This is a genomic window from Stenotrophomonas riyadhensis, assembly GCF_040256885.1.
Taxonomy (GTDB): domain Bacteria; phylum Pseudomonadota; class Gammaproteobacteria; order Xanthomonadales; family Xanthomonadaceae; genus Stenotrophomonas; species Stenotrophomonas riyadhensis.
Genome location: NZ_CP155568.1, coordinates 920,603 through 930,173, shown reverse-complemented (window position 1 = coordinate 930,173; position 9,571 = coordinate 920,603). Strand labels below are relative to the sequence as shown.

12 protein-coding genes, 1 tRNA gene and 1 other RNA gene are annotated in these 9,571 nt (G+C 66.7%); 5 read left to right on the top strand and 9 right to left on the bottom strand.

Annotated features, from left to right (window positions below; all coding sequences use genetic code 11):
• Positions 1-66: 66 nt before the first annotated feature.
• Complete coding sequence (locus SriyCCGPB3_RS04325; RefSeq protein WP_005415486.1) at positions 67-384, bottom strand: DMT family transporter; 318 nt, start codon at positions 382-384, stop codon at positions 67-69.
• 302 nt (positions 385-686) lie between these two features.
• On the opposite strand from SriyCCGPB3_RS04325, the gene ffs reads away from it, so the two are divergent.
• An RNA gene (gene ffs, locus SriyCCGPB3_RS04320) (signal recognition particle sRNA small type) lies at positions 687-777 on the top strand.
• Positions 778-870: 93 nt separating this feature from the next.
• Here ffs and SriyCCGPB3_RS04315 read toward each other — a convergent pair.
• The 3 genes from SriyCCGPB3_RS04315 to SriyCCGPB3_RS04305 are packed head-to-tail and all read right to left on the bottom strand — an operon-like array spanning position 871 to position 2,773.
• Positions 871-1,260 (bottom strand): DUF4440 domain-containing protein, encoded by a 390-nt coding sequence (locus SriyCCGPB3_RS04315; RefSeq protein ID WP_164162447.1) that lies wholly within the window; start codon positions 1,258-1,260, stop codon positions 871-873.
• Positions 1,257-2,024: an MBL fold metallo-hydrolase gene (locus SriyCCGPB3_RS04310; RefSeq protein ID WP_110711235.1), complete on the bottom strand. Its 768-nt coding sequence runs from the start codon at positions 2,022-2,024 to the stop codon at positions 1,257-1,259. The genes SriyCCGPB3_RS04315 and SriyCCGPB3_RS04310 overlap by 4 nt, the downstream gene beginning before the upstream one ends.
• Positions 2,024-2,773 (bottom strand): 3-deoxy-D-manno-octulosonic acid kinase, encoded by a 750-nt coding sequence (locus SriyCCGPB3_RS04305; RefSeq protein ID WP_110711233.1) that lies wholly within the window; start codon positions 2,771-2,773, stop codon positions 2,024-2,026. The genes SriyCCGPB3_RS04310 and SriyCCGPB3_RS04305 overlap by 1 nt, the downstream gene beginning before the upstream one ends.
• A gap of 20 nt (positions 2,774-2,793) precedes the next feature.
• Here SriyCCGPB3_RS04305 and SriyCCGPB3_RS04300 point away from each other — a divergent pair, with 20 nt between their 5' ends.
• Entirely contained in the window at positions 2,794-3,840 is a 1,047-nt protein-coding gene (locus SriyCCGPB3_RS04300) for a glycosyltransferase family 9 protein (RefSeq protein WP_032127782.1), read from the top strand.
• Between the two features lie 48 nt (positions 3,841-3,888).
• On the opposite strand, the gene SriyCCGPB3_RS04295 is transcribed toward SriyCCGPB3_RS04300, so the two are convergent.
• Both SriyCCGPB3_RS04295 and SriyCCGPB3_RS04290 read right to left on the bottom strand, forming a co-directional pair.
• Positions 3,889-4,293, bottom strand: coding sequence for a DUF6165 family protein (locus SriyCCGPB3_RS04295; protein WP_010483869.1), 405 nt, complete (start codon positions 4,291-4,293; stop codon positions 3,889-3,891).
• A 281-nt stretch (positions 4,294-4,574) separates the two neighbouring features.
• Positions 4,575-4,665: transfer RNA gene (locus SriyCCGPB3_RS04290), tRNA-Ser, on the bottom strand.
• A 164-nt stretch (positions 4,666-4,829) separates the two neighbouring features.
• On the opposite strand from SriyCCGPB3_RS04290, the gene SriyCCGPB3_RS04285 reads away from it, so the two are divergent.
• On the top strand, positions 4,830-5,534 hold the full coding sequence (locus SriyCCGPB3_RS04285) for a PP2C family protein-serine/threonine phosphatase (protein ID WP_005408277.1): 705 nt from the start codon (positions 4,830-4,832) through the stop codon (positions 5,532-5,534).
• A gap of 69 nt (positions 5,535-5,603) precedes the next feature.
• On the opposite strand, the gene dnaQ is transcribed toward SriyCCGPB3_RS04285, so the two are convergent.
• From dnaQ to SriyCCGPB3_RS04270, 3 genes are read right to left on the bottom strand one after another with little or no spacing between them, the layout of a single operon-like run.
• Positions 5,604-6,335 carry a DNA polymerase III subunit epsilon gene (gene dnaQ / locus SriyCCGPB3_RS04280; RefSeq protein WP_110711231.1) on the bottom strand — a complete coding sequence of 244 codons (732 nt, stop codon included), beginning with the start codon at positions 6,333-6,335 and terminating at the stop codon, positions 5,604-5,606.
• Between the two features lie 4 nt (positions 6,336-6,339).
• Positions 6,340-6,792, bottom strand: a complete 453-nt coding sequence (rnhA, locus tag SriyCCGPB3_RS04275) for a ribonuclease HI (RefSeq protein ID WP_005408275.1) — start codon at positions 6,790-6,792, stop codon at positions 6,340-6,342.
• Between the two features lie 12 nt (positions 6,793-6,804).
• Positions 6,805-7,449, bottom strand: coding sequence for a methyltransferase domain-containing protein (locus tag SriyCCGPB3_RS04270; protein WP_153856517.1), 645 nt, complete (start codon positions 7,447-7,449; stop codon positions 6,805-6,807).
• Between the two features lie 11 nt (positions 7,450-7,460).
• Here SriyCCGPB3_RS04270 and gloB point away from each other — a divergent pair, with 11 nt between their 5' ends.
• Both gloB and SriyCCGPB3_RS04260 read left to right on the top strand, forming a co-directional pair.
• Positions 7,461-8,225 carry a hydroxyacylglutathione hydrolase gene (gene gloB, locus SriyCCGPB3_RS04265; RefSeq protein ID WP_005412427.1) on the top strand — a complete coding sequence of 255 codons (765 nt, stop codon included), beginning with the start codon at positions 7,461-7,463 and terminating at the stop codon, positions 8,223-8,225.
• Positions 8,222-9,421: a lytic transglycosylase domain-containing protein gene (locus SriyCCGPB3_RS04260; protein WP_110711227.1), complete on the top strand. Its 1,200-nt coding sequence runs from the start codon at positions 8,222-8,224 to the stop codon at positions 9,419-9,421. The genes gloB and SriyCCGPB3_RS04260 overlap by 4 nt, the downstream gene beginning before the upstream one ends.
• The last annotated feature ends 150 nt before the right edge of the window (positions 9,422-9,571 follow it).

The following is a 9,571-nucleotide window of genomic DNA, read 5'->3' as shown; positions in this document are numbered from 1 at the left end:
GGTTTTGCCGAAAATGCATATACCTGCAGGACGCGGGGAATCCATTCCCCGCTCAACTAAATGCATTCAGCTGCTGGAGAGTTTCATCAGCACCAGGCCGGAAACGATCAGCACCGCCGCACCGATCCGCATCGGGCTGACCTGCTCACCGAGGAACACAATGCCGACCACGAACGCGCCAACCGCACCGATGCCGGTCCAGATCGTATAGGCGGTGCCCAGTGGCAGGCTGCGCATGGCCACCGCCAGCAGCCAGAAGCTGGCGATCATGCCGATGATGGTGACCACGGTGGGGGTGAGCCTGGTGAAGCCTTCGGACTGCTTCATGGACACGGCCCAGACGATTTCCAGCAGGCCGGCAAACAACAGATAGATCCAGGCCATGGCACGGCCCTCCTCTTGGTAGGGCCAGGCCGTCCTGGTCATTGATTCCCGATGTGGGGGAGGTCGTTCCTCCTGGCCGGCATTCTAGCAACGCCGGTCGGCACGGGGCGTTGTCGGGAGACGCGGGTTACAGCCGATTCAGTGCACGAAGCTGGCGTCGATGTACCTGCCTGCGCTATAGTTGCGGTCTGCCATCGGCCAGCCGATGTGCAGTCCGGCTGTGGTCTCCGGCGCGACACGCGCTGCTTCCCCTGATCCGTGAACTGGCCGCCCCTTGGGCGGCCAACGTCTCTATGGTGGCCCCGTCGGCCCCTCGCGACGCTAGGTCGAAAACCCCGCCAGGGCCGGAAGGCAGCAACGGTATCGATCGACGCGGGCGCCGAGGCCAGCCGGCGGGGCCACCGCCTTTCCTGCACTGGGGTCAGATCCCTTTGCCCGGCAAAGGGCTCTGACCCTTATGCCGTTCGCACCGGACATGGCCCCAAGCTACTGCGCTTCCGGCGTGCCCTGGTGGAACACCATGCGCCATTCGTCCCCGTGACGGCGCCACAGCGAGCTGCGCAGCACCCAGCGTTGCGCATGGCCATCGAGGTGATGGCGGCTGCGGTAGCGCACCTGGGCCAGACCCTCGGCCAACAGCCATACCGCGTACTGATCGGACTCGATCAGCACCTGCGCGCGCTCCAGCGGGATCTCCTGCAACGCCGCATCACGGCCATAGCACTGGCCGGAACTTCCGATCTCGCTGAAATCCTCATCCAGCAATGCAGCAAGACGCTCACGGTCGACACGCACCGGTGATGCATGCAGCGCGCGCTCCAGCGTTTCCAGCTCGGCGGCCAGCGCCGTATCGACGGGCCGGCCGGTTCCGCTCACGGTGGATCCTGCGCCAGTACGTGCGGCGCGGTCGGGTCAGCCAACGGCACGCACTGCCCCGGCTGCGCCACGCGGTGCCCACGCGCGGCCAGCGCCTGGCCGTCGGCCTCGCTGGCGTAGTGGTAGAGCATCATCCGCGCCTGCAGTTCGGCACTGTACTCACGTTCCAGGTCGTCCACGCCGGTGTGCGACGGGTTGCCGTGCAGGCCGCAGTCGTGGGCGATCAGTTCATTGTCGTTGGCGAAGCGGGCCAGCATCTCCGGAATCGGCCGGGTATCGCCGCTCCAGGTCAGCGCGCCCTGCAGGCGCAGGCCATAGGCCGTCTCCGGCCAGTGGTGGCGCACCGGGAACACTTCCAGGCGCACGCCCTCGTGCCAGAACGCCTCGCCCACCACGACCAGCTGGAACGCATCCCAGAAGTTGGCACCGCCCTCGGCCAGCACGTTCGGATAGTCACCGATGCGCTTGTGCAGCAGCGGCACCACCGTGGCGGGCACGTACAGGCGTACCTTGCCGCGCCGGTGCGCATTGAAGAAGGTGTCCACGAACAGGCGCTCGAAGCCGGCCACGTGGTCCAGGTGCACATGGGTGACGAACAGCGCCTGCGGCATGTGCCCGTAGTGCGCCTTGAACGCGGTCAGGCCTTCGCCGCCACAGTCGATGGTCAGCCACGGCCGACCGTCCCGTTCGATCACCGACATCGGCGACCCCAGCTCGACCGCCGACGCATTGCCGACGCCGAGGAAACGCAACGACCAGTCCATCAGGTGCCCCGGTTCCAGGCCATGTCATAGGCGCGGCGCAGCCGCGCGTAGTCCTTCTGCACGTCTTCCACGCTGCGCTCGCCGCGCAGCTTGACCAGCGAGCGCAGCAGGCGCTTGAGGTTGCGTTCGCGCCAGGCGGTCGCCGGAATGCGGATCACCCCGCGGTCGAAGTCGATCAGCCAGCCGTGGCCGTTGCCATCGAACAGGATGTTGTGCGCGTTGAGGTCGGCATGGTCCAGGCCGGCACGGTGGAAGCGGGCGATCAGCCGTCCGGTCTCCTCCCAGGGCGCGCCGCGGCCGGCGACCAGCGCGCGGTCGGCCAGCGAACGGACACCCTCGATCCGCTCCATCAGGATCGCGGCCCGGTAGCGCAGGCCCTCGCGCATGTAGAACGCCGCCAGTGGCCGGGGCACCGGCAGCTTTTTCTCGCGCAGGGCGCGCATCAGCCGGAATTCGGCGAAACTGCGGGTCCGGTCCGCGCCGCGCCAGAGGTACTGGTCGTGGCTGATCCTGGCCGCCATGCCGCCGCGCAGGTAGTGGCGAAGCACGCTGGCGCCGAACGGCGCATCGATGAACCAGGCGCTGCCACGACCACCGTCCCCTACCGGCCGGGCCCTGCTGCCCCAGTGCTGGGGCGAGAACAGGCCGATCTCGGCTTGCCGCAGCCGCTCGCGGTCGAACAGAATGGCCCCGATGCCGCGACCCTCGCGGCATGGCGTCAGCGCTTCATTGGCGTCGAATGCGACCATTTCATTGAGTCTAACAACACATGGCATCAGCGTCCTCCTCCTTGTGCCTCCTGCGCCTGTCCGCACTCGGCGATGTCACCCATGTGGTGCCCCTGGTGCGCACCCTGCAGGCTGCGCGCCCGGATACGCCGATCCACTGGATCATCGACAAGGCCGGCCACAAGCTGCTCGACGGCCTGCCCGGTGTCACCTTCCATGCCTACGACAAGAAGAGCGGCATGGCCGGGGTCAAGGAGCTGCGCCGGCAGCTGCCACCGGGGCGCTTCGAAGCGCTGCTGCAGATGCAGGTGGCGTTCCGTGCCAACCTGCTGTCGGCCTTCATTCCCGCAGAGCGTCGCATCGGCTACGACCGCAGCCGATCGAAGGACCTGCACGGTCTCTTCATCAACGAGCGCATCCCAGATCGTCCCGGCATCCACGTGCTCGATGCCATCGGCAGCTTCTGCGAGCCGCTGGGCCTGCGCCAGACCGAGGTCAGCTGGGATCTGGCGGTGCCACCGTCTGCGTATGAGTGGGCCGCCGCGCAGTGGCAGGACGATGGCCGCCCGGTGCTGATGATCTCGCCGTGCTCCAGCCATGTACGCCGCAACTGGTACGCCGACCGCTATGCCGCCGTGGCCAACCACGCGCTCACGCGTGGCTGGCGGGTGGTGCTGTGCGGTGGCCGCAGTGAACTCGAACGCAGCATGGCCGACGCCATCCAGGCGCAGTTGCGTACCCCGGCACTGGATCTGGTCGGCAAGGACACCTTGAAGCAACTGCCCGCGCTGCTGGCCCGCGCCAATCTGGTGATGACGCCGGACTCGGGCCCGATGCACATCGCCAATGCAATGGGTGCCAAGGTACTGGGCCTGCATGCGGCCAGCAATCCGAACCGCAGTGGCCCGTACTCGGACCGCCGTTACTGCGTGGACCGCTATGACGATGCCGCGCGCAAGTATCTGGCCAAACAGGCCACCGATCTGAAGTGGGGGACCAAGATCGAGTTCGACGACGTGATGGAACTGATCACCGTGGAAGACGGTATCGCTGCGTTCGAGCGTTACGTGGCCGACCACCTGGGCTGAGCGGCAGTCCCCATCCACGCATGGCGTGGATCAACCCCTTGGCCGGGATTACGCGCGCTGCGCGTAATCCTGGTAGGACTTCTCTTCCACGTACGCCGAACCCAGCGCCAGGTTGATCGCCTTCTTGATGCGCGCGCGCTCGTCGTTGCGCAGGTAGACGCTGCGCGCCAGGTCGATGAAGCCCTGGTCGAATGCCTGCGCCTTTTCCTTCAGGCGGATGTCGTCTTCGATGTCCCACAGCTGCTCGTTGACCGTCTTCAGCTCGGCCCGCAGCTTGGCGATGTCCTTCACCGCCGCCGGGTGTGCCATCCAGGTCTGCTCCAGCGCCGACAGCTCCTTGCGAACGTTGGCCAGCTTCCCTTCGTCACTGATGCGCTCGGACTTGATCTGCAGGATCGAGATCTTGTCCAGCAACTCGCCGAAAGAAACGGGGACGAGGATTTCAGCGGTCATGGGGAAAGCTCCAGCAGGTGATGCAGGCAGTTTAACCCGCAGCTCACGATGGAATGGGTAGATCCACGCCATGCGTGGATGGTTCAGCTCGGCAGGAACAGCATCCACGCATGGCGTGGATCTACTGATGCACCTGCCCCGACAGGGGCGGGGAGAGGCCGGCAAAGGGAGGGGCCCACAGGTTGCGCAGCAACGTGTGGGGCGACGCACGAAACGCGCGGCGCGTCCCACGCCAGATTAAAGAAAAAGGGCTGCCTTTCGGCAGCCCTTTTTCTTTAATCTGGCGGAGAGGGGGGGATTCGAACCCCCGAGGCGCTATAAACGCCTGCCTGATTTCGAGTCAGGTACATTCAACCACTCTGCCACCTCTCCGGGTGGTCCCCGGCGGACCGGGGACGCGCATCATACGAGGAAGTGGGGCCGACGACAAGTCATTCCGGCCAACGAAGTGAAAATTTCCTGAGCGCATGCCTTGCCGGATGCCTGCAGCCACCCGATGATGCCTATCTCCCCAGCAATACCCCGCCACAGCCCCCATGATCGAATTCGGACACCTCACCCACCCCGGCATGCGCCGCGAGCTCAACGAGGACACCTACTACGGTGACAGTGAGCTGGCCCTGTGGCTGGTGGCCGATGGCATGGGCGGGCACGCCTGCGGCGAAGTGGCCAGCGCGCTGGCGCGCGAAACCATCGTGCGCGAGATCCGCCGTGGCGCGCCGCTGGCGCAGGCCATCCGCACCGCCGACGAAGAGATCATCCGCGCCTCGCGCCGGCGCAACGACACGCTGCCGATGGGCACCACCGTGGTCGCCGCACGGGTACAGGGCAACCGTTATGAAGTGGCGTGGGTCGGCGACAGCCGCGCCTACCTGTGGCGCGATGGCCAGCTGGCGCAGCTCAGCCAGGACCACAGCGTGGTGCAGGAGCTGGTCGCCCAGGGCAACCTGACTGCCGAACAGGCACGCGCGCATCCGCATCGCAACGTGGTCACCCAGGCACTGGGCGTGACCGATCCGGCGCATCTGAACGTGGCCACCACCAGTGGTGAGCTGCGCCCGGGCATGCAGCTGCTGCTGTGCAGTGACGGCCTCACCGAGGAAGTGGACGACCGCGGCATTGCCCGCACCCTCGCCTTTGAGGATGCCAGCGCACAGGAATGCGTGGACACGCTGGTCGCGGCCGCGCTCGACGGCGGTGGCCGCGACAACATCAGCGTGATCCTGGTGCGCTGCCATTAACCCGTAGATCCACGCCATGCGTGGATGCGGCGCTGCCGGCCAGCGGCCGGCACTCCCCCATCCCAGGCATTACGCGCTGGCGGGCTCTTCCACCTTCGGGCCATCCCACAGCGCATGGCCGGCCTTCTTGCGCAGCCGCTCCAGTCGCGCCGCATGCGCTTCCAACTCGGACGGCGTGGCGACCACACGCGGGCGTGGCAGCAGCTTGCTGGTGTCGAAGGCCTGCAGCGCCGCACCGGCACCGCCCCCCTCTTCGTCACCCAATCCGAAGCCGATCTCTTCCTGACCCGAGGTCAGTGCGATGTAGACGTCGCCCAGGATCTGCGCATCGAGCAGGCCGCCGTGCAGCGCACGGTGCGAGTTGTCCACGCCCAGTCGCTTGCACAGCGCATCCAGCGAATTGCGCTGGCCCGGGAAGCGCTCGCGCGCCATCACCAGGGTATCGATCACCGTGCAGCGGTCGGTGATCCTGCCGTACTGTGGCCCAAGCAGCGACAGCTCGTTGTCGAGGAAGCCCAGGTCGAACGCCGCGTTGTGGATGATCAGCTCGGCGCCGTCGATGAACGCCAGGAACTCGTCGGCAATCTGTGCGAAGTCCGGCTTGTCAGCCAGGAACTCCAGGGTCAGGCCGGTGACTTCCTGCGCGCCCTGTTCGAACTCGCAGTCCGGCTTGATGTACTGGTGGTAGTTGTTGCCGGTCGGGCGGCGCTTGAACAGCTCCACGCAGCCGATTTCGACGATGCGGTTGCCCTTCTTCCACTCCAGGCCGGTGGTTTCGGTATCGAGGATGATCTGACGCATGGGCTCAGTTTACCGGGCTGGCGTCGCGGATCTGGATCGCCGCGTTGCGCGCCAGGGTATCCACGCGTTCATTGTCGGGGTCGCCGGAATGACCCTTCACCCAGCGCCAGTCGATCTGGTGCCGCAGCGTGGCCGCGTGCAACCGCTCCCAAAGCTCACGGTTCTTCACCGGATCACCGCCAGCGGTCTTCCAGTTCTTGCGGATCCAACCCGGCATCCACTGGGTCAGGCCCTGCCGCACGTACTGCGAATCGGTGTAGAGCACGATGTTGCACGGCTCGGTCAGCGTCTCCAGCCCCGAAATGGCCGCCATCAGCTCCATCCGGTTGTTGGTGGTGTGCGCTTCGCCACCGCTCAGTTCGCGCTCATGCCCCTTGTAACGCAGCAACGCAGCCCAGCCGCCGGGGCCGGGATTGCCGAGGCAGGATCCGTCGGTGTGGATTTCGATGGTTTTCAATACAACTCCAGATCAGGTAGCAACGGTGCCGTGCCAACGCACCGGCAACGGTTTCGGCCCGGGCAGGGCCAGCGTGCGTTTTTCCGCATGGAACAGGCAGGCCGCGCGCAGTGGCGCCCAGCCATCGGCACGGCGGCTGCCAGCCCCGCGCCAGAGTGGACCGAGGTAACGCATATCGTCGCACTCCAGCCCATGCCGGCCGAGCAGCAGACGGATCCGCTGTGGCGTACGCACCACCAGTCCATGCTGGCGCCAGCGCGTGCGATACGGGCTGAACGGATTGAGGCTGCTCAGCCACAGATGGCCGCCCGGCATCAGTACGCGCTCGCACTCGTCGAGCAGCCGATCAGCGTCGGCCGCAGTGACATGCTGCAGCACGATCGCATTGACACTCTCATTGGCCAGCGGCAGCGGCAGCGCACAGCGGGTATCGCCTGCATAGCCCTGCCCCTGCCGATACAGGCGCAGACCGCGTCCACCGAGCTGCGCGTCATCCAGCCAGGCCGCACTCGGCGCGATCCACAACCAGGGCTGCGCTGGCAGCAATGACAACTGCGGCAGCAGCAATTGCCGCTCCAGCACGCGCAAGGCTGCCGCCGGTTCACTGTCGAACCACGGGGTCTGGCTCGCTTGACGGGTGCTCTGCAGCGCGGGCATGGTCCAATTCTATGCGACTGACTGCCCTGCCCGCATTTGCGGATAACTACATCTGGACGCTGATCGCCGACGATGGCACTGCCGTGGTCGTCGACCCCGGCGATGCCGCGCCAGTGCTCGCGCTGGCCGATCAGGGCCTGCGCGTGGACACGATCCTGCTCACCCACCACCACGACGACCACATCGGTGGCGTGCCCGCACTGCAGGCACGTTTTCCCGGTGTACGGGTCATCGCGCCGGTCGAAGAGCGCATCCCCACGGCCACCGAGCGGGTCGGCGAAGGTGAACGCGTTCAGGCACTGGGCCGGACGTTCCACGTACTATCCGTGCCCGGGCATACCCGCAGCCACATCGCGTTTCACACTGCCGAACATCTTTTCAGCGGAGATTCGTTGTTCAGCCTGGGCTGTGGACGTCTGTTCGAAGGTACGCCGTCCCAGCTGCTGGCATCGATGCGCAAGCTGGGTACCTTGCCCGCGCAACTGCTGCTTTGTTGCGCTCATGAGTACACCGTGTCAAATGCCGTCTTCGCGCGGCATGTCGACCCCGCCAACGCTGCCCTGTGGCAGCGCCAAGAGGAGGCTTTGGCCATGCGCCGCGATGACCGTTCCACCCTGCCGGTAACCCTGGCCAACGAATTCGACTGCAATCCCTTCCTGCGTGTGCACGCGGCGCCGATCCGTGCGTCGGTGTCTGCACACCTGGGCCGTGACGTCGTGGACGACGTCGACGTGATGGCCGGTCTCCGGCATTGGAAAGACGGCTTCCGCGCATGATGCGCCGAAGTCTGCCGCTGGCCCTGGGCCTTGTCCTGGGGTTGGCCGGAACCGCGGGCGCGCAGTCGCTGGGCGCCGGCATCAGCCAGAACCTGACCGCCGCTGCGGCCTTGCCGCTGGATCCGGCTGCGCTGCCCGCCGCTTCGGTGCGCAACGGCCAGGAGATCTTCACCAGCTTCCGCGACGGCCTGGCCGAGCCCAGCTGCGACGCCGAGGCCACCAGCCCGCGCTGGCAGAAGCAGTTCGCCCATGCCCCCTCGCGCCTGGCCAACCAGGATGACGATGCGCTGGTGCTGTTCGGCTACGTGGTCGAAGAGCTGCGCAAAGCCCACCTGCCCACCGAATTCGCGCTGATTCCGTTCGTGGAAAGCGGCTATCGGCCCAATGCCCGCAACGGCAGTGGCCCGACCGGCCTGTGGCAGTTCATCGCCACCACGGCGCGCAACCACCGCGTGCCGATGGCCAACGGCTATGACGGCCGCCTGTCGGCGGTCGATTCGACCCAGGCCGCGGTGCGTTACCTGAAGACCCTGCACGGCATGTTCGGCGGCGACTGGCGCCTGGCCACCATGGCCTACAACGCCGGCGAATACCGGGTGCTGCAGTCCATGCGCAAGGCCGGCATGAACGCGCAGAACGCCAAGCCGTCGGCTCTGCCCGGCCTGTCGCCGGTGACCCATGCCTACGTCGAGAAGCTGCATGCCCTGGCCTGCGTGCTGGAAGACGTGGAAGACCAGCCCGGCGTGATGGCCTCGCTGGACCGCACCGTGCCGGTACTGAAGGACCACACCCTGCCGGCCGGCACCAGCGTCCAGCAGTGGGCCGCACAGCGCGCCCTGGACCCGGCGAAGATCGCCCGCCTGAACCCAGCGCTGGCCTCTGGCAGCCGTGCCTCTGGCACCACCCGCGTGCTGGCCCCGGTCTCGGCCGCCAATGCGACGGTGGCGGACACCGCAACGGCCCTGGTCGCCAGCGCTGCGCCGGTCGCCACCGCCGCACCGACGCCGCAGGTGGCCAAGACCGTCGCCGCGATCGCCGATCGTCCGCGCAGCCGACGCCACACGGTGCGTGATGGCGAATCGGCCTGGACCATCGCCCGCCGCTACGGCATGCCGGTGAAGGCCCTGCTGTCGCTGAACGGCCTGAGTGGCAGCAGCGTGCTGAAGCCTGGTGCGGTACTGCGCGTCGAGGACTGACGCGCCAGCCAGGCCCTCCCTGTAAAGCCGAGCCCATGCTCGGCTTTTTCATGCCTGCGCCCGGCAGCTGCAGTCGAGCACGGCTCGACTCTACAAAAGGCGGTCGAGCAAGCTCGACCACTACCAGAGCTCAAGCGCGCCACAAACGAG

Coding starts and splice junctions, on each gene's coding strand:
- SriyCCGPB3_RS04325 (WP_005415486.1), bottom strand. CDS start 384: ATGGCCTGGATCTATCTGTTGTTTGCCGGCCTGCTGGAAATCGTCTGG.
- SriyCCGPB3_RS04310 (WP_110711235.1), bottom strand. CDS start 2,024: ATGGACTGGTCGTTGCGTTTCCTCGGCGTCGGCAATGCGTCGGCGGTC.
- SriyCCGPB3_RS04305 (WP_110711233.1), bottom strand. CDS start 2,773: ATGGTCGCATTCGACGCCAATGAAGCGCTGACGCCATGCCGCGAGGGT.
- SriyCCGPB3_RS04300 (WP_032127782.1), top strand. CDS start 2,794: ATGGCATCAGCGTCCTCCTCCTTGTGCCTCCTGCGCCTGTCCGCACTC.
- SriyCCGPB3_RS04295 (WP_010483869.1), bottom strand. CDS start 4,293: ATGACCGCTGAAATCCTCGTCCCCGTTTCTTTCGGCGAGTTGCTGGAC.
- SriyCCGPB3_RS04285 (WP_005408277.1), top strand. CDS start 4,830: ATGATCGAATTCGGACACCTCACCCACCCCGGCATGCGCCGCGAGCTC.
- dnaQ (WP_110711231.1), bottom strand. CDS start 6,335: ATGCGTCAGATCATCCTCGATACCGAAACCACCGGCCTGGAGTGGAAG.
- SriyCCGPB3_RS04270 (WP_153856517.1), bottom strand. CDS start 7,449: ATGCCCGCGCTGCAGAGCACCCGTCAAGCGAGCCAGACCCCGTGGTTC.
- gloB (WP_005412427.1), top strand. CDS start 7,461: ATGCGACTGACTGCCCTGCCCGCATTTGCGGATAACTACATCTGGACG.
- SriyCCGPB3_RS04260 (WP_110711227.1), top strand. CDS start 8,222: ATGATGCGCCGAAGTCTGCCGCTGGCCCTGGGCCTTGTCCTGGGGTTG.